Raw genomic sequence first — 26828 nt, forward strand, 5'->3', positions numbered from 1 at the left:
GGGAACTTCCCTTGCCGATCTTCAGCGTCCCGGCCGTCAACGTCGTGCCGCCCGTATAGGTGCTCTCGCCGGTCAGCTCCTGGCTCCCGGTCCCGTTCATCTCCAACGACAGCTTGCCGGAACCAAGACCGGAACCATTCTGATCCTTTACAATCCCGGAAAAGACGTGATTCTCGTCTGGAGTTATTGTTAACCTATATAACTTATTGTCAGAATCCGTTGCCGTCCAAACCCAGCCATCGCCATTGAGCCCCTTGATACTTCCGGTATCAGAACCAAGAGCTAATGCAGAACCATAACCGGTAAGGGTTACAACGGATCTTGCCAAAGCGGAAGCATGTCCAATAACAATCTGATTGCCGAAATTCTTCGATTCAACGCTGTTCATCAAATCAAGGACAGTGACATTACCGGAGAACTTTGTGTTGGCTCCATTTAAAAGGACAGAAGCTCCCCAACCTGTTTTCTTTTTGCTATCCGTGATCAGCGTTGCTCCTCCGCCCCATCCCCAGGTCCCATCCCGATGAGAATTAATCAACACCAGTTCACCGAGACCCTCCAATTCCTTCACCGTCATATAATTCTGATAACCTCCACTGATCTGAGCAACAGCATTTTCGGCTATTGTCAACTTTCCTTCCAACTGGATATTGTCTTGAGAAAACCAGATTGTATTATCCTTACCGCTATCGACAAATATATTGTTGGTCGTCACCATATTATTTTGGCTTGAAGCCAAATCGAGCCTTGTGGATAAACCATTTTCGGCGGCAATCCTGAAATCTCCCGTTCCCGCCGCCTTGAGAGTCCCTAACGTCAACCGACCGTTTTGGATCAAGGTTTCTGTAGTCAAATTGCTGTCATGATTGAGTACAAGAGTCCCGGTCCCGCTCTTAATCAACTTGCCGACACCATCGAACCCATGATTCATCGTAATGGTATAGACTCCCGTATCGAACGTCGTTCCATTGACACTCATCAAATGGATTTTGACATTGCCATTATCGAAGCCTTCTGCAGCAGTGTTTTTCTCGTCCGTATCTTTTTCTGTCGACCAATTGGCAGAAGCTCGAACAGTTCCTTCTCCCAATTGAATATTCGTAGCTTCATAAAGTCCAGATGACACATCTCCTCCTTGAGGTGTTCCCGTGAACTGATCCCGGATATTCTTGATGCCGTCGCCTCCTATCACCAACAAATTGTCCTTGCCGGAATATCCGTCGGCGGGGTTGCCCATGATCAAAGCATTGTTTTTGCGGTCGTTATTACCATTGTTACTAGTTTTACGGAAATCGATACCCTTCACATAAATTTCTCCATCGATCAAATTAATGACGGAATATCCGTCATTCCCCATTTTGATTACTCCGGAAGCATTCAGTTCGCTTCCATTCTGGATATTGATGGTTGTATGCGAATTTCCCCATCCCCATACATTGAGTTGAAATGTCGTAGTCGTTAACTTTAAGGAAGAACCTTGAGTCAAATTGATGGTATGTTTGACGCCGCTTTCGCTAATGCTGCCAGAGCCTTCCACCGTCATCTTGCTATTGACAAGATTTAGCACCGACGTCACGCCGGAGCGGTTTACACAATAGTTACCACCTATACGGACGGTATTGTTTTCCATCGTGATGGTACTATTTCGACCATACTGATAAAATGCACCGTCAATATCTATATCTCCGGTAAATTTCAATGTTCCCCCATCCGTATGCTTCAGTGTCCCCGTTCCTGAGATAGTGCCGTGATAGATTGATGCCGAACTACCATACAAACGAATCGTTCCTCCGTTGGAGCCGATCATGATGTCATTGTAGATATCAAAATTTGTTGATTCCGAAGTTAAAAGTCCTCCTCCATTCAGAAAAATTACAACTCCGTCGGAATCACCTTCATTTTGCATGACATTAACGGCATCATCCCATCCCAGAAGGCCGGAACGCATTCCCACGCCTCCCGTATATCCTTCCTCAAGGGTCACCTTTGTCCGGTCACCATTACTACCGCCGTCAATACTTAAATTACCGATACCCCACAAGGATACTCCCGCCCATCCCGGACCGTCTCCAGTCACTTTGACTGTTTCCCCTGAAATAGTGTAGGTTCCGGATGTATTTGATGCATCGCCAAATGCCAGTGATGTATAATCGCTCTGTTTTGTTCCTCTTACAAGTTCCACTGTAGCTCCCGTCCCGTATGCAATGGAGGAAAACCCTTGTTCGGCATTTCCTTCCAATTTCACCTTGCTCCCATTTCCCAGAACCAATGGAGCAGACAAATTTCCACTCTTGTTTTCAATAGTCAGAGTTTTGCCATCATCCACTATGATGTTCCCCAAGGAACCGGAAAAACTATGTACAGACTGGTCTTCCTTGATCTTCAATGTTCCTTCACCGGACAAAGCAATGGATTGGGACGAAGAAAACTCGGTTGTCCCCAGAGAAAGAATGCTATCAGCCGAGGTAATGTTCAAAATAGCCGTATTTCCGAGAGTCAGAGAACCTTCGTCAAATGTCACATTACCCGATTTTAACGAAACGAACGCTGCCTCTACATTACCCATCGTGACCACATGGCTGGCATCACCGGTCGCTGTCGACAATAAAACGGCGGAAGCCTCCGCTCCCTTCCATGCCTCTGTGCCGCTGCCGGCGCCCGCTTCCGTTGGACTCCATGTATTGGACAACCATATTGTATTTTCGGATATGCTCCTGTATTGACCGATGAATGTATTCACGATCTGAATCCCGGCAATCGTACCACGGGCACCTGATGCCGCTACGGAAGCAAGAGTCAGTGTTGTTCCGGTCAAGCCATTAATTTCCAGAACGTTTGTCCCGATTGTCAGATTGTAATCATTATTGCCTGAAGATCTTGTTCCCCATGTATTCGTACCAATTTTTGCAGCATTTGTCCCATCGGCTGTATAACTGGTGCCATTGACGGTCATTGCTGTAAATTTGTTATTAGCATCATCGGCATCGCCCCCGAAATAGATATATACCTTATATGTCAGATAAGGTACGTTCGCAATCGTCACCGTTTGAGACGAATTGGCTCCCGCGGAAATGGCACCAGCCAAGAGCTTTTGATTCAAGGAGGAATCTGCCGTTACTCCGGGATGGCTCCAGCCGTGAATAGCTGTGACACTGGCAGTTACTCCCGAAAGAGCAGAACCGAAATTATCGTGTAAATTGTTCCAAGTTACAGCGTTTGATCCTGTTGTCAGAGCACAGTTATTCCAATTATTGGCGATAACCTGATCCAAACCTAACATATTGGTACCTGATACCTGGTAGGCGTCATCGCCGCTTCTATAAAAGTTCAGGCTTAAACCATCTGAAGCGTAAGCAGCTGATTGTGAAAAAAATATAACGTTTGAGCAAGCGGTAAGAAGTAAAAGCTTCAAAGAGAGAGGAAGTCGTAGTTTCATGGTAAAAGATGATAAATACTTCTATAAAATAGCGTATTATCAATCCGCAATCAAGCAGAAAAATCATAAAGAAGAAAAATAGCTCCAAGAGCCATGGAGAGTTAAGTTACATTCAATAAATCATCTTTGCCTGGGAATGTTACTTTCTCATAATAAGCTTATAATGAATCAATATAGCGGATTGATAATCCGTTTGTCAACGATCATGATTATCCTCTCTTCCCGATAGAAGAAGGCTTTCAATTCCATCTTTATCTATGAATGGATTGTTATTATGATTTGATAGTAAATGATTTGTGATTAAATTAATTCGATCCGCCCGTTTCTCCATGAATCAAAAAAAGACCTCGCCGGATTTTTTGGTAGAAACGGTCACGAATGAGCAAAAAAATGTTTTTTAGAATAGTTTTTGGAAGCTATCCATGTTCCTTAACCATGAACAAACGATTACGATTTGAATTACTGGTGTATCCCGAAGGATTTTCTCTTCAACAGCAGGTTCTCAAGGGTAAATACGAATTCCAATTAAGAGTCTTATTAGGCATTTTTTGAAAACGAGAAGATAAAATGCTCAAAAAATCAAGCGAGGTGCCATGATTCTATTACTCAATCCGGTTTGCCGGTTGTATTAGACGTATCCCGGGCGTGCCGAAAGGCGACCCGTGACGATGCCCATGATACAGAATGCCGTGTAAATCAGGCAGAATGGAAGGATGGAACTACCGTGCTGGAGAACAAAACTCCCACCAAGCGCCATGAGGGCACCAAAGGTGAATCCGAATCCCTGCGACATGCCGGATAGTTCCAGGGCCGTTGTTTCGTTATCCGCTCGTTCTACCATCAGACTCATGCCTCTGCTGAACACGGCTCCCGTTCCAAGTCCGCATATGATTGAGAACGGTATGACCCACTCCAGCGGTCCATACATGATGGCCCAGCAAGAGATTACGGAAGATGCCAGGGCCAGTGTAATGAGCCTGCCGTGCCCTCCGAGTTTTTCTTCTCCCCAGTGGGCAACAAGAGTGGCGGGGATTTGAGACAGGGTGATCAGGGAGAGCACGTATCCGGCGTCATCGCCGTTCATGCCCCTGCCTTTGAGCAGGATGGGGAACCAGGTGAAGAGGAAGTAGGCCGCTGCAACTCGGCTCATGTAGAAGAGAGTGATTTGCCAGGCTCGCGGGTGGGTCAGCAAACGGCTGATATTCGTTTCAAGGGGCTGTTGGCGTGCGTGGCTGGGATAGATTTTGAAGTAACACCCCCAGATGGCGCAAGCCAGCAGGATAGGAGCAGCCCAGAAGGCCAGTCCTTCCTTCCATCCTCCGAGGTTGGCGGCGATGGGGTAGGCGGTAGCCGCGGCGACGGATGTACCCAGGCCGACGAGGGCGCTGTAGATTCCCATCATGAACGGCGCTTTGTCCGGCATGGTATGTTTGATGAATCCGGGAATGGCTGCTCCGGCAATGCCCAGTCCCAGGCCCATGACGATCATGCCACCATACAGACCGATCATGCCACCGTAACTGCGCCAGAGGATTCCGGCAACGGCGACGAGAGGGAAAATAAGGATGATTTTCCACGGGAGGAGCAGACGGGCGACACGGGGAGCCAAGGCCGCTGCGATGCCAAGGACAAAAACGGGCAGGAGGGCAAAGGTTCCGGAATCGTCCATGGAAAGTCCCAGATCATGTCTGAGTTCCCCCAGCAAAGGGTCGGGAGCCGTCATGGCCGGTCTCAGGTTGAAACAAATGAGGATGATCGCCAGAATGAGGAATACCTGCTTCCGGATGCCGGATGATGATGCCTGGTCCATGTGGAGATGATGGTAAGGAGTTAGGAATGAGCCTACTAAAGATATACATGGAAACAGGTGTTTCCGTTCACCGGGGATGGGAGAGAGACGGGAAAAAACGGCAGGAGGCCGCTCCGCGTACTGGCGGAACGGCCTCCCGGTGTTGGCTTGAAATTGAGTTTATTGTGATGGATGAGGGAGGTTCAGGACTTGTTTTTGATGACATTTTTCCCTTTGGCTTCCGGGGAGAGATTGATGGCTCCCCCTTGTTTCACGGAGGCGATGCCTTGCCAGGCGGCATCCTTATCCACAGTCAGGGTGGCACCTTTCATGACGATGAAGTTGGCCTGGACTGCCGTGTGGGCTCCGATTGTCAATGTCGTACCGGGGTGGAGGATGATAGGGGCTTTCCCTGTTTGGACGACGGAAGTAATCCAGTCTGAAGGATCGACAAAGTTGGCGGCATGCGGGGTGGGCCTTCCGGTGATGGAAATGTGGCCGCTACGGATTTCGATACCGCCTTTGTTCGTGATTTTTCCGCTCCAGGTCCAAGTGGCTTGATCATCCTTTCCTTCGGGGGCATAGACGATTTTGAGCAAACCTTTGGCGGTATCTCCTCCGTCGGTCAACACACCGAAGAAGGAGCCGGTGCCCGTGTAGGTGAAGGTGGATGTAGTGCCGGGTTTCAGGTTGGTGATGCGGGCTCCTTCGTCGAGATGGGGCAGGGTGTTCCAGGTCAGGGAATGACCGTAGAGGTCAAGTAATCCCCCTTTGGCTCCGAAGTGGACGGGTCCGGCAAGCTGGTTGTCTCCCTGGAGGCGCAGAGCGGGGCGGCCGGATACCAGCATGACGGACGAGGCTGCCTTGCCGTTTTCGCGATTCAGGATGGTTTGTCCGTCTCCCAGGTTCAGGGAAGCCGGGTTATCTCCATTCCCTTCAATGATTAGGGTTCCTTTACCGACTTTGCGCCATTCCTGACCATCTTTGGCCGTCAGGGTTGATGTGACGGTAGTCCCCTTGCGGATATCCATGCCTGCCGAGTACAGGGTATGGGATGGCTGGGCTGCCGTGAGTTTCATGTTTGTCTTGAAAGTCAGGCTGCCGGCGCCCATATCGACCGGGGCTTCCAGACGGAGTTCGGACGGCGTGCCGGAGAAGACGAGATTACGCGTTTTTTCCAGTTCATCCATGGTGGCATCCGGGAAGGCTTTTCCCTGAGCCAGTCCATGGTATGCCCACGACCTGGCTCCCTGGACGAGTTTTCCTTGACCTTCGGTGTTCGTTGGTTTCCAGAGAATAGGGGTAGACGAAGACGAGGTGATTTCCGGATCGAAATAGGATCGGATGACATCAATGCTCCAGATGTTGCTGCTGCGCATCTGACTAAATCCGCCGCCTCCGCCGGATTGCCCCGGTCCGATATATTCCCAACGCTTGTTTTTGTCATTGTAGATCCAGCTGCCGCTTCCGCTGTCGCCTCCGAGGATGCAGATGGGCAGGGGGAGGTCAGGGTTCTTTTCAAGCTGAAGGGAATATTGGAATTGGAAGGCTCTGTATTTGCTGGCAGGGTGTTCCGGGTTGTTGGACGGGGGCGTTGACAGGACGTTTGTGAAAATGACCGTGCCTCCCGTCAGGAAGGAGTAGGCTCCCGCCACATCGTTCGAATTGTCTTTGTCGACAGCTACTTTTTGGGTGCCTCCTCCGGCTCGGAGGACGGGCTTTCCTTTGATATTGAGAAGTAATTCTTCATCTTCCACGAAGGGAACGGGTTCGGCTTCCGTGACAATCTTGTCCAATCGAGCTACCTGGATGTCATACGTGTAGTCGGTTTTTTCTCCCCATCCATTGTTTTTTTTGACGACACGGTAGTTGTCTTGGCCGCCAAAGCGTTTGGTGAAAGATGCCGTTTGGTAGCCGCCGTTGTGGGCGACAGTGGCAAGGAACTGGGGACTGCCGGTTAGAGCGGCAAAACCTTCGTCCACAACGGATTCAAAACTCATCATTCTGGGGATGGTTCCCGACGGCGTTCCGTCCTTGTAGTAAACGGGAACATTGGTGGCATCCGCAGCAAATCGACCTCGGTTTTCCGCGAAGTCCCTGTATGTTTGCAGGGGAATGTCCGGATGCATCAGGCCGGCCAGAGTTCCGTTGGCTGCCAGGAGGGCAAGGCCGCAGACTATTCCATTCAGGGGGAGGTTCCGGGTATTCATGGGAAATGGTAATAGAGATATTACTTTCGGATGATGCGTAATCTTTCACGAATTGTGCCGGGTAGGGCATGGACAGGGGAATTTTTGCCTTGTACCGGTCAGCTTGTTTTTTCATGGTAACGAGTGAGAATCATGTTCATTGCTCATCTTCCTGCCGGGTACCTTCTAGGATGTACATTTCGGAGCTGCCAGGCGAAACTGGTCATGTTCGCCGCATTGCTTGGATCCGTATTTCCGGATTTTGACCTGTTGTATTTCTATCTGGTAGACGGTCGTCAGCATCACCACCATACGTATTGGACACACTTTCCCCTCCTCTGGGTCAGCTTGAGCGTTTTAGCCGGGATTTGGGTTTTGTGCCGGAGGTATTCTTCGGTCGCCTGGGCGACTCTGGCATTCAGTTTGAGCGGAGTTCTCCACCTTGTCCTGGATTCTTTTGTCGGGGATATTCCGTGGTTTGCTCCTTTTTCTCTCAAGCTGTATGCCATGTACCACATTCCCTCCGTTTACAAGCCGTGGTGGTTGAATTTTATCCTGAATTGGTCCTTTCTTCTGGAGTTGGCGATCATCGCTTGTGCCGTCATCGTGTACCGTCTGCGCAGGCATCGGAGAAGAGAAAGTTAGGGAATATTTGCGGCTCATGAAATTTTGGAGTTGGACTATCCGTGTCGAACCGGCTATCTTATCTACCATCCTCTTTTTCTTATGCAGACTTACTTTTTATACAACAAGGTGATTGCCGCGCATGCGCTGGCCTTATTTGCTGTCGGAACCGGAGCCGGATGGGCCGCCTCCGATCAATTGAATGAACAGGTTATTCGCGACAATATGGGTAAAGTTGCCGAATGGCAGGTCAAGCATCCCAAACACTCGAAAACGGACTGGACCAACGGCGCCTTGTATTCCGGATTGCTTCAATACGGGCTGGCTGTGCCGGAAGGCATCGGTCTGAAGGCCATCCGGGAAGTCGGTGAAAAAACCAACTGGGGTGTCGGCAAACGCCACTACCATGCCGACGACCACTGTGTCGGCCATGCCTGGATTGAAATGGCCGGCCGCGACGGCAACCCCGCTGCCGTGAAAAATATCAAAGAAGTTCTGGATAAGGTCAAAGATAACCCAGCCCAGGTCAAACTGGAATTCGGCACACCCAAGTGCCAGGACCGCTGGTGCTGGAGCGATGCCCTTTTCATGTCTCCTCCGTCCTATGCCAAATTAGCGGCGTATACGGGTGACGAATCGTACCTGAAGTTCATGGACAAGGAATACAAGGCTACCTACGACTATCTTTTCGACAAAAAGGCCGGCCTCTTTTCCCGCGATTCCCGCTATTTTACCCAGAAGGCGGCCAATGGTAAAAAAATGTTCTGGAGCCGTGGCAACGGCTGGGTCATTGCCGGCCTTCCTCTGATTCTCCGCGACATGCCGCAGGACTGGCCGACGCGCCCGTTTTATGAAAACCTGTTGAAGACTCTCGCCAAGTCCCTCAAGAATTGCCAGACCGAAGACGGTTCCTGGCACGCCAGTCTGCTTGACCCGGAGGATCCGCCCCTCAAGGAAATGAGCGGTACCCTGTTTATTACCTACGGCCTGATCTGGGGCGTCAACAATGGCCTTCTTGATGCCAAGGAATATATGCCCGTGATCGAAAAAGCCTGGAAAGCTGCCAATGAATGTGTCGAAGAGGACGGACTCCTCGGTTGGGTTCAGCCTATTGCCGACAAACCGGGGCATTATTCAGCCAAGTCTACGGAAGTTTATGGTCCTGGAGCTTACCTGCTTGCCGGTACCGAATTGCGCAAGGCCGTCGTGGCGAAGGAAAATCCAAGACGCCGGACAGTCACGGTGACGAATCCTCTGCCGGTGTATCGTTCGCATGAAACGATTTCCATTAAATGGCCCGATATGCCTGCTGCCGATGCCGAAAACCTGCGTGTCTTCGATGTGCGCGACGGGCGCGTCATCCCCCATCAGCTTGTGGATGAAAACGGTGACGGTAAGACGGATGCCCTCCTCTTCCAGGGCGATTTCCCCGCCAGAGTCTCCCGTGACTATTGGGTGTTTTCCAGCAAGACTCTTCCAGCTGCCTCCAAAGATACCGTCTGTTACAGCCGTTATGTCCCCGAACGCATGGATGACTTTGCCTGGGAGAATGACGTGACCGCTCACCGTATCTACGGTCCCAAGGTGTCGGAACCGGCTCCGAAGGGGGAAGGCCTCTTCTCCAATGGATCCGATATCTGGTGCAAGTACGGTCCGGGACTCGTTATCGACGAATTCTACAAGAAGGGCAACTACCATTCCGATCATGGCAAGGGGCTGGACATGTATAAGGTTGGTCCGAATCGTGGTTGCGGCGCTACGGCCGTCGTGAGGGACGGTACTCCCTTTGCTTCCGTCAACTGGGCTACAGGGAAAAACCTTTACAATGGCCCCATCCGCACTGCGTTTGAAGTGACTTATGCTCCTTGGAAAGCGGGTAGCGGCGTTACCGTTCAGGAGAAGCGAGTTATGACTTTGGATGCCGGTTCTCCGTTTACCCGGGCCGAAAGCCGGTTTGAAGTGAAGGGGGCTCCGACTCCTCAATTCGCTGCCGGTATCAACACCAATCCGGAACTCAACGGTATTGAAACCACCAATGTCGATCCGAAAGCCGGTTATGTGGCCGTCTGGGGTACCCCAAGCGGTAAGGATGGCAAGGACGGCATCATTGGAAGCGCTTTGATTGTGCCGAATGCCAAGGGGAAATTGGACAAGGATGGCAACACTTATCTTTTCCGCCCGCTCAAGAGCAACGAGCCTCTCGTTTGGTACATGGGAGCCATGTGGAGCAAGGCTTCTCCTGTGAAATCCGCGGAGGATTGGACGGAGGTCGTCTCCCGCAAAGCCCGGGCCGTCCAGACGCCATTGGTTGTGCAAATGAAATAAGCTGCCGATTCTCAGTACAGAAGGGCTGCCTTGCAACAATGCGCAGGGCAGCCCTTCGTCTTTTGAGATTGTCGGCGTCTAATTGTCGAAAATGCGGAAGCGTTTGATGAATTTTCCAGTTCGATTGATGCGCGACCTGTTCCGGCATTTCAGGAGGATTTTTCTACCGACCTCATTACGGGTGAAGACCAGTTTGTACGGGCAGTGGAGCTTGTCCAGATGCTCTTGGAAGGCTTCAGCTGATTCTTTATTGTTGCCGAGGATGGCGGGGCAGGCATAGCTGCGGTCGTAGTCGAGAAAAAGGGCCCCCAGGATGAAGTCCTGGCGAATCAGGAGGTAGCGTGGGTTGTCGATGGGGGAGAGGAGTTCTCCGATGGCGTTGCGGAAGAGGGTTTTTTCCCGGAGAGAGCCGTTCTGTAGTTCGCAGGTGATGATCAGGCTGGAGTTGAAGGAGGCGACGCGGGCTATCGTATCTGGTGAGGCGATTTTCCCGCATTCCTTCATGGTGCTCAGTAGTGCTGTCGCAAAGCTGCGTATTGTTTTTTCCGGAGAAAGCAGAGGAAGAATCCGGTAGATGATGAGTATGTAAATTTTATGCAGAATCCAAAATGTGGCGATGAGGGCAATGAGTTGCCAAATTGTGGCGGCTTTCATGATTGCCGATCCGGCTGATGCAAAGCCTGCAACAAGAGTGCCGCCCAGTAGGAGAAGATACAGTAAATTGAAGAAGATGAATTTTGTAGGTTCTCTGGGAGGATTCAGTTCGACGGTTTCGAGGATATCCTCCTTATTGACGTCTGATCCCTGCAATAATTCTTCCCAACGTTTGCGCATTCCTTCACGGTCAGCGGCCATGGACAGCATCTGTTCATTGATTTCCTGAATGTGCTTTTTGGTGTACGGGGGCTGGATGATGTCGAGGCGTTCGATACCGTTGGTGATGTATTGTCCTTGCCTGTAGGAAGGCCCCATGAAGCTTTCGAAACGGCGTGTGAGCATGTCGTAGTCTTCACTTTCCAGCCTGGACGGTTCCTCATTGAGTGATTGGATGAATCTGACGATGGTGTTTTCTTTCAGGGCAGCTTCGGGTTCCAGCGTGGCGAGGTGCCAGATATTGGCGGTTTTATCTGGTTTGTCGGGATCGATGCGAATGGCTCGCCCTCTCATTTGATTGGAGAGCATGAAAGAGCCGATGAAACTGGCCAGGATAAGGCTGTTGATGCAGGGAGAGTCCCATCCTTCCCCCAGCAGGGATTTGGTGCCGACGAGGATTTGGCAATGCCCTTGGCGGAAGGCTTTCGTGATGACGGCAACCTTGTTTTTATTTTGTCCGCTAAAGTTTAGTTCGCAATATGGCACATTGGGCAGGGGGCGCGACGTGAGGGAAATCCCCATGTCGTGGGCGGTCTCCATCAATGCCCCCAGTGTATTGGACGGCCAAAGCACGAGGGTGCCGGACAGGAGCGCGATGCCGACCTGTTCTCCCATCTTGCGGCGGATGGCTTCGAAGATGGGCACCGTTCCCATTTCTTGCAGTGGGCGATCACTGCCAATGGTGGAGAGCAGGTTTTTCTTGATGTGATCCGTCAGCACGAGGAGGCGCAAATCGCGCCCGAGTTGTTTGTGTTCCTCCTCGGCGATGATAGTGATGCTCTCCAGCTTGCCGACTGATGAGATGAAGGTGCGCTTCAGCTTGTCATCGAAGAGGAGGCAGACCTGGTGGCGCTTGATGAGGCCGGCATGTGAGAGGGCGGTGTGCAGGTGCTCAACGCTGGCGGGTGAAAAGAGTTCCGGGTGAGCGAGGATGAAATTGAAGACCCATTCGGCATATTTGATCGAGGTGAATGAGGGGAGGCTCTTTCTGCCGGTGAGGAGACGGATAAGTTTTCTCGGGATATTTTCACCTCTGGCGTGAGCCAGAATCAGAATGTATGAGAATTGATCCGCATATTCCAGAAGGGTTTCCTCCATTTCCCGGTACCGAGTCAGAAGAGCGCTGGCTTCCAGTATTTCTCCGAATATGGGGCCGGTTAGAATGGTGTGCGTGGTTTCGGACGCTATTTGGCGGTATTTTTGGAGGGCATCCAGCTCGGGGGCGGCAGGATAGTTGAAGTAGATGTAGTCCTGATGAGGACAAAGACTTTTTTGCGAAACGAGTTGGGGAACGAAAATTTCGGCGTCGATTTCTCCGCAGACGGTCATGTAGCGTTTCCATTCCTCCGGCGTACTGTCGTAGGGAGGTGTGGCCGTGAGTGCGATGATGGAGACATCTGCCTTGAGGGCTTTCAGGAAGGCTTCGAGAGCCTTTTGCCATTCGCTGCGGAGGTGGTGGGCTTCATCGAGGCAGATGGTGCGTATGCCTGCCTTGTGGATGGCTTCGATGAGTTCGTTTCTAGCGGAGAATTCGGCGGGGGCATTGTCTTCTTCGGAAGTGGTGTCCTCCATATATTCCTGCTCGTCGCCATCGTCTTCTGCCGGAAGGGGGCGACCCGTCCATGCCGCGTGAAGAGCCTGGTAGGTGACGGAGGTGATGAGCCTGGGCTCCGAGAGACGGAAGGATATCATGCCGGAATCATCCCGTCCCGATGGCAGGAAGTTGCCGCGGAAACGTTCTCCCCATTGCTGGCGGATGGTGACGGAGGGCGACAGGATAAGCGCGGGGGCATTCTTGCGGCGGATTAACTCCAGTCCCAGGATTGTTTTCCCGCTTCCGGGGGCTGCCACAATATGGATTTGCCCGTCGTCCCAGTAGTCTTCCGCCCGGTCGAGTATGCCTTGCTGATAACTGCGGAATGTGCCTTGGAAACGGATGGAAGGATCGAAGCTGGACATGGCGGTGCGGCGGCGAAGATCTGTGCCGCTCCCAGATTTATGGACGCCTGGTGATGCGGATGACGAGGCCTCCTCCTGAGTGTAGGTCCTCGGTCAGTGAGTCTCCGGTACGGAATGTGGAACGGCGAATTTGGATGTTTTTCCTGTCGTTGGGACTGTCGGCCAGGATTTCCAAATCATAGATACCGGCGCTGAGGAACTCCAGCCTGGATTTCAGTTCCCTGGGCTTTTCTCCGTTGAGGACGCCGAGGTACCATGTATTACCTTTGCGGCGGGCGATGGCTGCCAATTCTCCAATACTGCTTTCCGGCAGGACGACGGTTTCATCCCATACGACGGGGACACTTTCAATAAATCCCCTTCCGGGAGAGGAAAGCATGTCTTCCATATCTGCGGCCAGAATCAACATCTGTGATGTGAGCACGTAGATGGTGGCGAACTGGTGTGCAAAGGTGACGGAGGGGGGATAAGAATGACGGAAGTTGAGAGGGGTATAGTCGGCTCCGCCTGCCAGCCAGCGGGTGAAAGGAAGGACGGTGTTGTGATAGGGCCAGGGCGGACCGGGAGCCCAATTGTTTTCACCACCGACGCATTCCAGGCCGCGAACTGCTTCCTTGGCTAATAGATTGGGGTAGGTGAAGTAGTCCCCAGTGGGCTTGTTGACACCATGGAAGACGACCATCAATTTGTTGCGGGCAGCCTCTTTCAAGATGTCTTCCATCAATTGGACGGTGTAGGCATTTTCTGTGTGGAAGAAGTCGATTTTGAGTCCTTGTACACCCAATTCGGCACATTTTTTCATGAATGCGGTTCTTTCTTCCGCTTGTTCCAGTCCGATGTCGTTCCGGTTGCCAAAGCGTGGCGACGAGGGCCGCCATAACCAGATGCCTACGTGGCGTTTTTTCCCGTATTCGGCCAGTTCGGCAATGTCTTTCCATTTATCAGGCCAGTGCTCCCATCCATCATCGATGACGACTGATTCCAGTCCCAGTTCAGAGGCTCCATCAATATATTTTTTGTATGTTTCCTGGCTGAGTCGGCTGGCTCCTCCTTGGGTAAGCCATGTGAAGACAGCCCGGCCCGGCTTGATCCAGCTTGTTTTTGATCCCTGCGGGAAGAGTTCGTGATCGGGGGGATTGGAGACTTCCCGGATGATGTTGTTGTTGACGAGGCCATTCAAGTCGGAGGCCAGCATCAGGATGCGCCAAGGTGTTATGATTTCTGACCGCGAGGCGTCGGGGAATGCTTTCCAGGCGATGTCGCGAACTTCGGAATGGGCATATTGCATGGCTGGCATGCCGGTGGGTATGCCCGATTCAATGTGACCTTTGTTGTCAACAAATCCAAATCGGATGCGGTTGGGGGCATCTCCGAACATGACAGCCCCGTGGAAATGGGTCAGATTGGCCTCCGTGACGGCAGCGTAGGTGCCGGAGGGCAGACGGAATGTGGCGGGAGGGGCAAGTAGTTCTCCCTGTATGGTATCTGTCAGACGATCTTGATACGATTGAATCCACCCGTATTGGAAGGGACCACTGGCATACCAGGCCCGGGTGGAGGAGGGGAAGGAAAAGGATGTTTGCTCACGCTCAATGGTTCTGGGCGTATCGGAGGGGATTCTGTACCGAATGGCGAGCCCGTCAGGATATGTCCTGACGTCAAGGAAGTAGTTCTGTCCCCCTTGTGTTGTGATGGCGTAGGTGGCTTCTCCGCTACCCTTGTGTTGCTCTTTGATGGATTGAATTTTTTGACCGATGTCGACCCCGTCCACGGTGAGGCCGAGGGGGGAATCCAATGCGGCAGGCTTTCCCTGGAACTTTGTGTTGCCCAAAAGCTGTCCGTCTTTGGAGATTCCGAGATGGAAACAGACCGGGCCGGTTTCCAGAGAATGAGACAAACCGACCGGGGAGGCCAGGATGGTCGATTCTTCCGGGTTGGCAAAAGCAGGTACCAGTGGAAGAACTCCGATGAGGAGCAGGACGGAAAAGAGGTTGGCTTTGATCATGCGTGCTGATGGGTGTTTATAATAGAACGGCTCGCCGGGAGAATCTCTTTCATGATTCATGTTCAAAATATCGCGAACGGAAATTTGATACTCCTCCGTTTTTCATCTCTGCGGGAAAGAGACGAAGAGGGGGAGCCCATCGGTTTTAGCAAAACAAAAAAACCGCCCAGCCACGGAGGCCGACCGGTTTTTAAGAAATCGTCGTGGAGTATCCTTACAGGTTGGAGAGTCCGGAGGTAAAGAGGGGCATGATTCCGGCAATGACGATTGCAGCTGCACAGCCGGTCATCACGATAGCGGTGATGGGCGTGACAATGATTGCTTCGTCTTCTTCCCGGGGCTTTTCCCAGTACATGGCGCGGATGACCTTGAAGTAGTAATAGAAACCGGAGGCTGCGCAGATGACCATGATGGGCAGGAGCCAGGATGAATAAGTCCCGAAGCGGATGACGTGCAGGAAGGATGCCATTTTTGCAAGGAACCCGGCCGTCAGCGGAACGCCCGCAAGAGAAGCGAACATGATGGTGATGGCGAGAGCCAGGCGGGGATTGGTCTTGCCAAGCCCCCGGAAGGCGGAAATCTCTTCGCTGCCGCGCTGGATGCGGATGAGGCTGAGGGCAAAAAAGGCTCCGAAGGTCATCAGCATGTAGATGGCAAGGTAAAGGGCGGCATTCGGAGCTATCGTCGAATCGGGCGCGCCGTTATAGGAACCGTCCGTCAGGAAGAAGGGAAGGATGAAACCGGCCTGGGCGATGGAGGAATAACCCATCAAACGTTTCAGGTTGGTCTGGGGAATAGCTCCCAGGTTTCCGACGAGGAGCGTGGCGGCAGCCATCAGGGCGAGGATGAGCAGGACGCTCGGAATGTTGGCGAAGGGCACGAGGATAATGCTCAGGAAGGCAAAACCGGCTACTTTGGAGGCAACGGACAGGAAAGCCGTCGTCGGCAGGGGGGCTCCCTGGTACACGTCGGGGATCCACATCTGGAGCGGTACGGCACCGATTTTGAAGGCGGCTCCGATGACGAGCAGAGCCAGAGCGAAGAGGATGCCGGCGGAGTTGCCTGAAGCAATGGCGGAAAGGACAGCGCTCTTGCTGATTTCAAACGTACCGGTCATGCCGAAGTACCAAGCGAGGCCGAAGACGAGGACACCCGTGCTGATGGCACCCAGAATCAGGTATTTGACTCCGGCTTCCAGAGAGCCGATGTTGCGGCGGAAGTAGCCGACGAGGATGTAGGAGGTCAGCGTGAGTACTTCCAGGGACACGAACAGGGTGATCAGGTCCGTAGCCTTTGTCATGGCGGTGATACCGGCGCAGGCAATGAGGGGAAGAATGAAGAATTCGCCGGTTCCGTCCTGGGTTTTGCCCTGGTTGGACGAGAGGTTGATGACAGCTTTGAAATCAACGGCCAACAGCAGGGTGAGGGCTGTGGAGATCAGTGCCAGAATGGCGTAGATGTTGCCGTAGAGGTTTTCCGTCGTGTAGTACGGGATGACTGCCAGTGAGGCCAGGGCCCCGATGAGGCCGAAGGCGCATTTGGGGACGTTTTTCAGGAAAGCGTCCGCAAGCAGGAGGACGAGGGCGACACCGACGAGAATGAATTCAGGCGTGTAGGATTGCATGGAATGTACCACGTGAATGAATTCAGGCGTAAGAACTTGCATGGGATGAATCGTTGGAAAGGGTTACTGGACGTGAGGGTCAATTCCCGAAGAAACTGAGGACGATGTTGGGACCGAAACCGAAAAGAACCAAAGCGGCCGTCAAGAACAGCACGGCCAAGCAGGCGGTATGGCTGGAACCGCATTTGCAGGAACATTGGGTCTCGACGCGTTCACAGGAACGGGAAAGTTCTCCCTGGAAGATGTCCTTGTAGGCTCGGAGCATGTAGATAGCACTGATGACCAAGCCCCACAGACAGAGAACCGTGGCGATTTGAACCGGACCGAAGTGGCCGGCAAATCCGGCGAACCCCGAGAAGAAGATCATGAATTCGCCGGGGAAGTTGGCTAGGCCGGGCAAGCCGATAGAGGCCATGGAAGCGATGCCGAAGATGAAGGCCAGCCGGGGAAGCTTGCTGCCGAGTCCGCCGAGGGCTCCGAGTTCCAGTGTTTGCGTACGGGCTTCGATTTGTCCGCAAAGCAGGAAGAGCAGGGCGATGGAAAGTCCGTGTGCCAGCATTAGCAGGGCGGCGCCTTGTGTCGCCCAGGGATTCGTTTCCGTGGAGACTAGTGCGGCAAAGGCCAGGAAGATGTAGCCCATGTGCATCACGGAGGAGTTGCCGAGCAGGAGATCCAGGCGTTTCTGGTTGACGGTGACATAACCGACCCAGATGACGTTGCAGACCAGGAAAATCATCAAGAGGTTGTTCCACGGGGCAAAAGCTCCGGAAATCATGGGCTGCAACATGAACAGACCGTATAGACCAAACTTTTTGAGTACGCCGGCATGCATCATGGCTACCGGAGTTGGAGCCGAGGCGTAGGCGGGCGCTGCCCAAGAGTGGAAGGGGAAGAGTGAAACGAGTGTGCCGAACCCGGCCAGCAGAAGGGCGCCGATAGTGCAGGCATGCTTCAACTGGACTCCGGCCTCAACGGCTTCACGGATGGCTGTGAAGGTGTAACCGAGCTGGGAACCAAGCATGAGAAGCCCGGTCAGGAGTACCATGGACGCCAAGCCGAGGTACAGCGTGATGCGCCAGGCGATCGTGCGCTTGTCTCCGCGTCCGAAGAGGCCGATCATCACGAATGTGGGAATGAGGGCCAGTTCATGGAAGGCGAAGAAGGAGAGAATATTGTCCGAGAGGAACGCTCCTGTTGCCCCGGCTGAGATCAGGAGCGGGGAGATGTACCAGGAGGCTTTATTGCCTTCCGGTGCGCAAACGCCCAGAATGGTGCCGAAGGTGACGAGGATGGTCAGCAGAAGCATGACTTTGGCCAGCGCGGGGGCAAGAGTCAGCTGCAGATCCGTATCCATGAACTGCGTCCAGCATGACGAGCAGGAGTCGTAGCTAACCAGAGCCCAGATGCCCAGAACCAAAGTCAGGGTAGCGCTCAGGATGGCAGTCGGCTTGGCGGGTGCCTTGCAGATACCGATGAGTCCCGAGGCAATCAGGGGAATAAGTACGAGCCAGATAAGCATGGTAGTTGGTGTGGGTGGAGGTTAGCAGTGGAAGACCATGAAGTAGATAACCAGCAGGATGCCGGCTCCGAAAAGCACCGTGTAGGCGGCGATGCTGCCGGATTGCAGATAACGGAGAACCCAGCCGGCCCCGGCTGTCAGGCGGGCGCAGCCGCCTACGATGATGCCGAAGACGAATTGGTCAAGGAAGTCAATGAGTGCCGAGCAAAAGCCCTGAACTCCCTGGATGAGGACTTTGTCGTAGAAAGCGTCGATGTAGAAACGGTTGGCAAAAAGCCTGGCAATAGGGTTGGAGGAGAGCCTGTCCTTGGCCGGTACTCCGGCGTAGCAGACGATACCGAGTATGCCGCCGATGATGAGAGCTCCGAGGGAAACGTAGAAGGGCAGTCCGATGTGGAGGCCTTCCGATTGGAAATCGTTGGCGGGAACAAGTTTGTCCGCAATGAATCCGTATCCCGAGACGACGGCCATAATGGCAAGGATGACGAGAGGCAGCCACATGGTGGTTCCGACTTCATGGGAGTGTTCCGCACTCTGGGTACGGGGTTTGCCGAAGAAGACGACCATGACGAGCCGCATCATGTAGAAGGTGGTCAGCAAGGCGACTCCGGCACCGATCCAGAAGAAGAGCGGGTTGGTTTCCAGAGCGGCGGTCAGGATGCCTTCCTTGGAGAAGAATCCGGATGTTCCGGGGATGGCGATCAGGGCGGCGGTCCCGAGGAGGAAGCAAAGCGAAGTGAGTTTCATGCGTCCGAGGATACCGCCCATTTTCCAGATATCCTGTTCGTGATGGCAGGCGTAAATGATGGCGCCGGCTCCGAGGAAGAGCAGTGCCTTGAACCAGGCGTGGGTGTACAGGTGGAACATGGCGGCTTCTCCGGCCAGCAGGCCGACGGCCATGATCATGTACCCGAGCTGGGAAAGGGTGGAGTAGGCCAGGATGCGCTTGATGTCATTCTGCTGGGTGGCCATGAAAGCGGCCAGGATGGCGGTGATGGCGCCTATGGAGGTAATGACCATGCAGGCCGTTTCCGTAAAGACTTCGGTACCGAGGGTGGTCTGGATGCGTACCATCATGTAAACGCCGGCGGCAACCATGGTGGCGGCATGCATGAGAGCGGATACGGGTGTCGGGCCTTCCATGGCGTCGGGAAGCCAGACATGGAGCGGGAACTGGGCCGATTTGCCGACCGCTCCGCAGAAGAGACAGAGGATGACGATGGTGAGCAGATCATTGCTGAGCCCCTGGGGCAGTTCCATGTCGGCAAAGGAGAGCGTCCCGGCAAGAGCCCATGTGGCCAGGATGCCGATGAGGAATCCGAAATCGCCTACGCGGTTGGTGATGAAGGCCTTTTTGGAGGCGTTCGCCGCGGAGTTTTTGGTGAAGTAGTGGCCGATGAGCAGGTAGGAGCAGAATCCGACCAATTCCCAGCAGATGAAGGTCATGGCCAGATTGTTGGCCAGGACGATGCCGGTCATGGAGAACATGAACAGGCTCAATCCGGCATAGTAGCGCGTCTTGGCGGAATCGTCGTCCATGTAACCAAGGGAGAACAAGTGGACGAGGAATCCTACGCCGGTGACAACTACCATCATCCGTGTGGAAAGGGGATCAAGCAGATACCCGAAGCCAATACTGAAGTTGACGTCCTGCCCGTGCAGGGTCAGCCAGGAAATGGCGTCGGTACCGGTTTGCCCCAGCAAGCCGATGGAGATGACGAGGGTGACGAGGGCACTGAGCGTAGAAGTCAGAGCGGCGATGTTGCCTCGCTTTTTCAGGAACAGCCAGTTGACGACGGCGATTGTCAGAGGCAGGAAGAGCAGCAGCCAGGTGTATTTCGTATCCATGATGAAGATGGGAGAGGAAGGAGGTTAGTCTTTCAATACGTTCAGGTCTCTGGTGTTTACCGTATGGCGCGCTCTGTAGAGCGCTACGATAAGCGCCAGGCCGATGGCTACTTCCGCCGCAGCGATTGCGACGACAAACAGGGTGAGTACCTGGGCATCGTAGTTAGGCAGTCCCATGGTGCCTTGCGCTCTGGAGAAGGCGACCAGCGATATGTTGGCGGCACTGAGCATCATTTCCAGGCACATGAAGATGACGATGATGTCCCGGCGGATGATGACGCCTGCCAGCCCGATGGCGAACAGGATGCCGGATAGAATGAGGTAATGTGTGAGCGGAACCATGATAGTGAAAAACTTGCGGGTTACTGGTTATCGCGGATGGTGTTATTGACGGGATGACGGTTTGCGCGAGAGGGAGACGACTCCGATCGTTGCGACGAGCAGGGACAGGCCGGCAATCATGAAAGCGATGTTGTACTTGGTGAACAGGGTGTTGCCCAGAAGTGCCGCATTCGGGAATTCTCCTTGCTCAATGAGTTTACGGATACGGGAATCCTGAGGGAATTCTCCGGCAGCTAGGGCTGGGGCGATATCGGGCAGATGAACTTTTGGTGCATGCAGCTTTTGAACTGCCATTTTTTTGTTGGCCGGGGTACTGCCGGCAGTGAGCATTCTGACATCGTCGGGAGTGCTGGTTGTGTTTTCCACAAGAGCGGAAACGATATCTCCATCGGTGTTCATGATGGTGATTTTGCGCTGAATGCGTGCGGCTTCGCCATCGGTGGCGGCGTTGATGCGTTCCAAGGCAACGAAGGCTTTACCATCTTTTTTAATGACGATGGGTTCGCGTTCCGCCTGGATGGCAACGATGTCTTTACCGTCTTTTTCGGACTTGACCGTCTTCATGTTGACGTCCGTGATGCGTCCGGGTTTCTTGAGGAGGTGAGTTTGTTCGGCAAGGGTTAGGAAAGAGTTGATCTTGAGGGCTCCCTGAGTTTCCGGCACGGATGTGAGTTTTCCGGGTTGCAGGGTGAAGATGTCGTCCCAGGCATTGCCAAAGGTTGAGAGCGGGCAGCATTTGCCGCTGGAAGCCCCCGGGATGGAGGAGACAACGCCGGAGAGCTGGGAGACGAATCCCAAGGCGACGAGGATGCCGAGGATGATGGGAAGGGGTCTTCTGTAGGCCGTTTCCGTTTCCTTGATGTTCATCATCATGACGATGAAGACGATGAGTACCATGATGGCTCCCGTATAGACCATGATCTGGACAACTCCCAGAAAATGGGCTCCAAGGATGAACAGGATGGCCGCCGTACTGGCGAAGGAGAGAGCCATGAAAATGGCGGAGGTGACGGGATTTCTCTTGACGATCACCATGATGGCAGTGATGACGGCCAAGAGCCCGAAAACGTAGAAGAGCATGTCGCTAACAAAAGTGTCCATGAATGTGAAAGCAGTTGAGTGTCAGATATTCTCGATGTCTAGGGACGCAGGTTTTATTTGTACTGGTTCCACTTGTTGATCAATCCCTTCCGGGTACCGCCCAATTCGTAGAGCTTGGCCTTGTTATGGATGGATTCCTCATGGCTTTGCGGAGTGAGCAGGTATTCCTGGGACATGAAGATGGCTTGTTCAGGACAGGCTTCTTCACACATGCCGCAGTAGATGCAGCGGAGCATGTCGATTTCGAACTCTTTGGGCGCTTTTTCTACCTTGGCATAGGGCGATGAAGGATCGATTTCCCCCGGAGTGATGGTGATGGCGCGGGCCGGGCAGATGAATTCGCAGAGCTGGCAGGAGACGCAGCGTTCGCGTCCGTCGTCGCCACGTACCAGGGAGGGCATGCCGCGGTAGTACTTGGGCAGGTTCTTGTCCCATCTGTATTCGGGGTACTGCATGGTGACGCCCGTACCGGAACCGCCGAGCATTTCTTTACCGTGCGATTTGCCGATCAGGGACAGGAAGATGTGTTTCAGCGTAATCACGAGGCCGCCAAACACCGCTTTCAGGTAGAACCTGTCGGAGATGGAAAGCTTGGGGCGCTTGAGTATCTTGTAGGCCATGGTTGTGGGGTAGGTGGAGATTACGGGATGAAGTAAATGATGGCGGCAGTGATGAAGATGTTGACCAGAGCCGCTTCAAAGAAGACGAGCCAGCCGAGTTTCATGACCTGGTCGTAACGGAAACGGGGAAGGGTCCAACGTACCCAGACGAAGAAGAAGACGAAGAAGAAAAGCTTCAACAGGAAAGCGATGAGTTGCAGGGCGACGGTGACCCAGTTGCCGACGTAGCCGGCCCAGGTGCCGTCCAGTCCGCAATGGGAAGCCAGGCAGCTGGCTTGTGCGGGGACGAAACTGTCCAGTCCGAAGCCCATGGACCAGCCTCCGAGGAAGAGTGTGATGACCAAGGCGGAACCGACGACCATGGCTGCGTATTCGCCCATGAAGAAGAGGGCGAACTTCATGGAAGAATATTCCGTATGATAGCCGCCGACGAGGTCGGTTTCGCATTCGGACATATCAAAGGGTGTACGGTTGGATTCTGCGAAAACGGAGGTCAGGAAGATGATGAAGCTGATGCCGATAGGCAGCAGGAGAATCCAACGCTGCCAGGAGAGGCCTTCGCCCCACAGCGGCAGAAGCATCCAACCGTTGTCGGCTTGGTATTGAACCATGTCGGTGAGGTTGAGGTAGCCGTAGATCATCAGGAGGGGGATGACGGAGAGTCCCATCGAGACTTCATAGGAAATCATCTGGGCGGATGTGCGGAGGGCGCCCATCAGAGGATACTTGGAGTTGGAGGCCCAGCCTGCAAGGACGAGGCCGTATACTGAGATGGCGGCGATGGCGAAGATCCACAGAGGCCCGACGCCGAGGTTGGCGACGACCATGTTGATGTTGCCGTAGGGCGTTTCCAGATTGCCGGAGAACGGGATGACGGCGGCACACATCAGGGGAGCCGCCATGACGAGGGCGGGAGCAACCCAGAAATAAACTTTGCGGACGAAGGGGGGAGTGAAGTCCTGTTTAAGGAAGAGCTTGGCTCCGTCAACGGCGGGCTGCAACAGACCGAACAGGGCAATGTCGCGGTCAAGTCTCAGGAACTTGAGCAATTCGGCGGCACGACCGTCGTGCGGAAGCCCCAATTTGTCCAGCAGGCAGGAGAAAGGGACTTCTTTCTTACTACCGAAGCGACGGAAGATGGTGAGGGGGATACCGACGCGGTTGGGACCGACACGATCCTGAATGAAGGCGCAGACGCGGCGTTCGATCAGGACGGAGACGGGGACGAAGGCGATGGTAATGGCAAAGCAGATGACCAGCTTGGCGATGGTCGTAATCAGGTAGAACCAGACGGGGGTGCTCAGCAGTTCATCGAAGAAGCGGAGAATGGTTTCCATTGTCGTGTGAATGTTGGCAGATGTTGTGGATTAACGGCCTCGGCTGGCTTTTTCCCGTTCGATCAGCGGGATGGTAACGCCGGTTTCAATGAGTTGTTTGCCCTGGTCTCCAATGGCCCCCCAGGTGACTCCCTCAAACTCGGGACATTCCCCGACGATGAGCTGGAGGATTTCCTGGGAGCTTGCAAGCTTGGAAATCGTTTCATCGGCTCCGAATGCCGTGCAAAGGTCGCGCAGGATTTGCCAGTCGTCACGGGCTTGGCCCTGGGGCATGATAGCGCGGTTGAGGCGCTGGATGCGGCCTGTGGTGTTGATCATCGTTCCGAATTTTTCAGCGAAGGTTACTCCGGGCAGCACAATGTCTGCGTTCTTGGCCGTTGGGTTGGCTGAGTGCGTGACAACGGCCAGGTAATCGAGCTTGGCGAGGTCGTCTTCCGTGCAACCGGCAGTGGCTTCCGTGAGGTCTTCACCCAGGACGAGGAGCCCCTTGATGGTACCGTTGCGGATGCCTTCGATGATGGAGGGAAGCTTCTTGCTGGACTTGGTTAGCCCCAGAAGGAGTCCGGCTCCCGTGGTGTTGGGGTTACCGTCGGGGGAGATCAGCATGTCGTCTCCTTTGCCCATGCGGGGAACGATGGCGAGGGTCGTCGTACTGATCAGGTCCGTCAGCTTCCGGGTGAGGTAGAGTTCTTCGTTGGTCATGCGGGCGGAGGCGATGATAGCCATCTTGCCTGCACCGACCCGCCGGATGGATTCTGCTGTGGATGCGATGGCGGATTCCCAAGTAGTGTGGCGATGCGGAGCTCCTGCATCCGTGCGGATGACGGGCTGGGGAATACGCTGGTCGGAATTGATATACTTGTAGTTGAGACGGTGCGAATCCGGCATCCAGCACGAGTTGACCCCATCGTTCTGCCGTGGGGTGATACGGAAGACTTCGTTGCCGCGGGACCAGACGTTGATGTTGGTGCCGGTACCGCAGTTTACGTCGATAGTCGGCGTGGACTTCAGGAACCATACGCGCATTTTGAAACGGAAGTCCTTGGATGTCAGCGCTCCTACGGGACAGAGGTCAACGGTGTTCAACGAATAGTTACTGTCGAGTTGCCGACCGGGGAAAATCGTGATGGCATTGTGAGTGCCGCGCTGGGACATGCTGAGGACTTCATCGCCGGCTACGTCTCGCATGAAGCGGACACAACGACCGCAGAGGACACAGCGTTCCTGGTCGAGGTTGACGCGGGGACCGATTTCCAGATCTTTGCCCTTCTTGGTCTTCATTTCCGTGAAGCGGCTGGTGGGTTGACCGTAGTCGGAGGAAAATTCCTGCAGTCGGCATTCTCCGGCCTGGTCGCAGATCGGGCAGTCGAGGGGGTGGTTGGTAAGGTAGAATTCCAGCACGCCGCGACGGACTTCCCGGACGAGGGGACTGTCCGTTTTGATTCCCATATTTTCCGCTACCGTGTTAGCGCAGGAAATGATGGGGCGGGGCATCCATTGGATAGTCTGGTAACCGTCCGCATTGTATTGAGGGGCTTGGCCGGGAGCCGGGCGGGGAGGCATACCTTGTTCAACAAGGCACATGCGGCAGGAACCGGAGATGACCAGCTTGGGGTGGTAGCAGAAGCGGGGAACGTAGATGCCGACGGACTGGCAGGCTTCGATGATACGCATGCCGCGGGGGAACATGTACCAGGTACCATTGATTTGGACGTTTACTTTGCCCTGTTCAGCGGCGATGTCCTTGGGAAGTTTGAGAGTTTCTTCGCTCATGGTGCGTGAATGCAAAAGGTAGTTGTTGGGGCTTAGTCTCGAACAAGGTATTTAACTTGTTCCTTCGCTTCGGGGTTGTGCGGAAGCAGGGCGTTGATCGGTTGGGTCAGAGCGATGAATTCTTCACGGAATTTGGCGAGCATGGCCTGAACCGGCCAGGAAGCGGCTTCGCCGAAGGCGCAAACCGTTTTTCCTTCGATCTGGTTGGCTACCTGCAGGAGGAGATCGACGTCTTCCGCTGAGGCCTTGCCGGCGAGTATGCGGTTGGTGAGTTTAACCATCCAGGGGCATCCTTCGCGGCAGGGAGTGCACTGTCCGCAGGATTCGTGAGCATAGAACTTGTTAATGTTATTCAGAACCCAAGGCATGGAACGCGAGTCGTCCATGACGATGACCGCGCCGGAGCCGGCCATGGAACCGCATTGGGCAATGCTGTCGAGGTCGAGCGGGATATCGAAGAAGGTGATATCTTTTCCATTGAGCTTCAATGGGGTGTCGCAACGCATAATCTTGGAGGAAGAACCTCCGGGAATGACGGCTTTAAAAGTGTGTCCATCTCGGGGACCGCCGCAGAGGTCATAGAGCAGTTCGCCGAAGGTGATGGAGCCGGATATGATTTCATAATAGCCGGGCTTCTTTACGTCGCCGGATACTCCGATAATACGGGTACCGGGGGAACGCTGGGCTCCCATTTGGGAGTAGGTTTCACCTCCCATGCCGATGATGTGCTTGACGTGACAGAGAGATTCGACGTTGTTGACGATGGTCGGACATCCATAGAGGCCGATGGCGGCAGGGAAGAAGGGAGGCTTGATACGCGGGTAGGGGCGCAGACCTTCGATGGAATTGATAAGTGAGGTTTCTTCGCCGCAGATATAGGCGCCGGCACCGCGGTGGAGATGGATTTCCAGATCGTACCCGGAGCCGAGGATATTTTTACCGAGGAAGTTGTTGGCCCGGGCTTCATCCAATGCCTTGTTAACGATTTCCGCTGCAATCGGGAATTCCTCACGCATGTAAATGTAGGCGAGGTGTGCACCGACGGCATAGCAGGAAATGATCATCCCTTCCAGAAGCTGGTGAGGATCCTGATGGACGACGAAGCGGTCCTTGAAGGTACCGGGTTCGGATTCGTCGCAGTTGCAGATGAGGTAAACGGGCTTGGTGTTGTTCGGCGGGATGAAAGTCCACTTGACTCCGGTTGGGAAACCTGCGCCGCCGCGACCGCGCAAACCGGATTTCTTCACTTCGTCAATAATGCTCTTGGGCTCCATGGAGAGAGCTTTTTTCAACTGCTGGTAGCCACCGTCTGCAAGGTACGTCTCAATGGATGTATCCCATCCGGCGCGGTCCACGTTCTTGAAGATCATCCGGTGCTCCTTGGAGTGAGGCTCTTTGCCGGGAAGGTAAGTGATGCTCATGGTCGGAAGGCGAAATTGGTTGGATTGTTTGCGCGATGTGGCG

The 26828-nt window shown here is 53.8% G+C and carries 16 protein-coding genes; 2 read left to right on the top strand and 14 right to left on the bottom strand.

The annotated features are described in order from the left end of the window. From QET40_RS05445 to QET40_RS05455, 3 genes are all read right to left on the bottom strand, one after another. Positions 1 to 3280, bottom strand: a 3280-nt coding sequence (locus QET40_RS05445) for an autotransporter-associated beta strand repeat-containing protein (protein WP_280126158.1), incomplete at its 3' end; no start/stop codon positions are given. Positions 3281 to 4064: 784 nt separating this feature from the next. Further along, positions 4065 to 5246 carry an MFS transporter gene (locus QET40_RS05450; protein WP_280126159.1) on the bottom strand — a complete coding sequence of 394 codons (1182 nt, stop codon included), beginning with the start codon at positions 5244 to 5246 and terminating at the stop codon, positions 4065 to 4067. Between the two features lie 182 nt (positions 5247 to 5428). After that, on the bottom strand, positions 5429 to 7435 hold the full coding sequence (locus QET40_RS05455; RefSeq protein WP_280126160.1) for a S6 family peptidase: 2007 nt from the start codon (positions 7433 to 7435) through the stop codon (positions 5429 to 5431). Between the two features lie 132 nt (positions 7436 to 7567). On the opposite strand from QET40_RS05455, the gene QET40_RS05460 reads away from it, so the two are divergent. Both QET40_RS05460 and QET40_RS05465 read left to right on the top strand, forming a co-directional pair. Then, on the top strand, positions 7568 to 8059 hold the full coding sequence (locus QET40_RS05460; protein ID WP_280126161.1) for a metal-dependent hydrolase: 492 nt from the start codon (positions 7568 to 7570) through the stop codon (positions 8057 to 8059). An 81-nt stretch (positions 8060 to 8140) separates the two neighbouring features. Further along, a complete protein-coding gene (locus tag QET40_RS05465; RefSeq protein ID WP_280126162.1) occupies positions 8141 to 10363 on the top strand; it encodes a glycoside hydrolase family 88 protein in 2223 nt (740 codons plus the stop codon). 78 nt (positions 10364 to 10441) lie between these two features. On the opposite strand, the gene QET40_RS05470 is transcribed toward QET40_RS05465, so the two are convergent. The 11 genes from QET40_RS05470 to nuoF form a co-directional block, all read right to left on the bottom strand. Next, positions 10442 to 13195: a DEAD/DEAH box helicase family protein gene (locus QET40_RS05470; RefSeq protein WP_280126163.1), complete on the bottom strand. Its 2754-nt coding sequence runs from the start codon at positions 13193 to 13195 to the stop codon at positions 10442 to 10444. 37 nt (positions 13196 to 13232) lie between these two features. Beyond that, the gene (locus QET40_RS05475) at positions 13233 to 15260 is read right to left on the bottom strand and encodes a glycoside hydrolase family 97 protein (protein WP_280126164.1); all 2028 of its coding nucleotides are present in this window, start codon (positions 15258 to 15260) and stop codon (positions 13233 to 13235) included. 154 nt (positions 15261 to 15414) lie between these two features. Continuing rightward, positions 15415 to 16824 carry an NADH-quinone oxidoreductase subunit N gene (locus QET40_RS05480; protein WP_280126165.1) on the bottom strand — a complete coding sequence of 470 codons (1410 nt, stop codon included), beginning with the start codon at positions 16822 to 16824 and terminating at the stop codon, positions 15415 to 15417. Positions 16825 to 16903: 79 nt separating this feature from the next. Beyond that, the gene (locus QET40_RS05485) at positions 16904 to 18343 is read right to left on the bottom strand and encodes a proton-conducting transporter membrane subunit (RefSeq protein ID WP_280126166.1); all 1440 of its coding nucleotides are present in this window, start codon (positions 18341 to 18343) and stop codon (positions 16904 to 16906) included. Between the two features lie 21 nt (positions 18344 to 18364). Next, entirely contained in the window at positions 18365 to 20191 is a 1827-nt protein-coding gene (gene nuoL / locus QET40_RS05490) for an NADH-quinone oxidoreductase subunit L (RefSeq protein ID WP_280126167.1), read from the bottom strand. A gap of 24 nt (positions 20192 to 20215) precedes the next feature. After that, positions 20216 to 20533, bottom strand: a complete 318-nt coding sequence (gene nuoK, locus QET40_RS05495; RefSeq protein ID WP_280126168.1) for an NADH-quinone oxidoreductase subunit NuoK — start codon at positions 20531 to 20533, stop codon at positions 20216 to 20218. A 42-nt stretch (positions 20534 to 20575) separates the two neighbouring features. Then, positions 20576 to 21634, bottom strand: a complete 1059-nt coding sequence (locus QET40_RS05500; RefSeq protein WP_280126169.1) for an NADH-quinone oxidoreductase subunit J — start codon at positions 21632 to 21634, stop codon at positions 20576 to 20578. A gap of 53 nt (positions 21635 to 21687) precedes the next feature. Next, on the bottom strand, positions 21688 to 22254 hold the full coding sequence (locus QET40_RS05505; RefSeq protein WP_280126170.1) for an NADH-quinone oxidoreductase subunit I: 567 nt from the start codon (positions 22252 to 22254) through the stop codon (positions 21688 to 21690). Positions 22255 to 22274: 20 nt separating this feature from the next. Next, on the bottom strand, positions 22275 to 23591 hold the full coding sequence (locus QET40_RS05510; RefSeq protein ID WP_280126171.1) for an NADH-quinone oxidoreductase subunit H: 1317 nt from the start codon (positions 23589 to 23591) through the stop codon (positions 22275 to 22277). A 30-nt stretch (positions 23592 to 23621) separates the two neighbouring features. Further along, complete coding sequence (locus QET40_RS05515) at positions 23622 to 25364, bottom strand: molybdopterin-dependent oxidoreductase (RefSeq protein WP_280126172.1); 1743 nt, start codon at positions 25362 to 25364, stop codon at positions 23622 to 23624. 32 nt (positions 25365 to 25396) lie between these two features. Further along, positions 25397 to 26734: an NADH-quinone oxidoreductase subunit NuoF gene (gene nuoF / locus QET40_RS05520; RefSeq protein ID WP_345783055.1), complete on the bottom strand. Its 1338-nt coding sequence runs from the start codon at positions 26732 to 26734 to the stop codon at positions 25397 to 25399. Between the last annotated feature and the right edge of the window lie 94 nt (positions 26735 to 26828).

The sequence above is a fragment of the Akkermansia sp. N21169 genome (assembly GCF_029854675.1).
Lineage (GTDB): Bacteria > Verrucomicrobiota > Verrucomicrobiia > Verrucomicrobiales > Akkermansiaceae > Akkermansia.

Coding starts and splice junctions, on each gene's coding strand:
- QET40_RS05465 (WP_280126162.1), top strand. CDS start 8,141: ATGCAGACTTACTTTTTATACAACAAGGTGATTGCCGCGCATGCGCTG.
- QET40_RS05460 (WP_280126161.1), top strand. CDS start 7,568: ATGTTCATTGCTCATCTTCCTGCCGGGTACCTTCTAGGATGTACATTT.
- nuoL (WP_280126167.1), bottom strand. CDS start 20,191: ATGGATACGAAATACACCTGGCTGCTGCTCTTCCTGCCTCTGACAATC.
- QET40_RS05485 (WP_280126166.1), bottom strand. CDS start 18,343: ATGCTTATCTGGCTCGTACTTATTCCCCTGATTGCCTCGGGACTCATC.
- QET40_RS05515 (WP_280126172.1), bottom strand. CDS start 25,364: ATGAGCGAAGAAACTCTCAAACTTCCCAAGGACATCGCCGCTGAACAG.
- QET40_RS05480 (WP_280126165.1), bottom strand. CDS start 16,824: ATGCAATCCTACACGCCTGAATTCATTCTCGTCGGTGTCGCCCTCGTC.
- nuoK (WP_280126168.1), bottom strand. CDS start 20,533: ATGGTTCCGCTCACACATTACCTCATTCTATCCGGCATCCTGTTCGCC.
- QET40_RS05450 (WP_280126159.1), bottom strand. CDS start 5,246: ATGGACCAGGCATCATCATCCGGCATCCGGAAGCAGGTATTCCTCATT.
- QET40_RS05475 (WP_280126164.1), bottom strand. CDS start 15,260: ATGAATCATGAAAGAGATTCTCCCGGCGAGCCGTTCTATTATAAACAC.
- nuoF (WP_345783055.1), bottom strand. CDS start 26,734: ATGATCTTCAAGAACGTGGACCGCGCCGGATGGGATACATCCATTGAG.
- QET40_RS05500 (WP_280126169.1), bottom strand. CDS start 21,634: ATGGACACTTTTGTTAGCGACATGCTCTTCTACGTTTTCGGGCTCTTG.
- QET40_RS05505 (WP_280126170.1), bottom strand. CDS start 22,254: ATGGCCTACAAGATACTCAAGCGCCCCAAGCTTTCCATCTCCGACAGG.
- QET40_RS05510 (WP_280126171.1), bottom strand. CDS start 23,591: ATGGAAACCATTCTCCGCTTCTTCGATGAACTGCTGAGCACCCCCGTC.
- QET40_RS05470 (WP_280126163.1), bottom strand. CDS start 13,195: ATGTCCAGCTTCGATCCTTCCATCCGTTTCCAAGGCACATTCCGCAGT.
- QET40_RS05455 (WP_280126160.1), bottom strand. CDS start 7,435: ATGAATACCCGGAACCTCCCCCTGAATGGAATAGTCTGCGGCCTTGCC.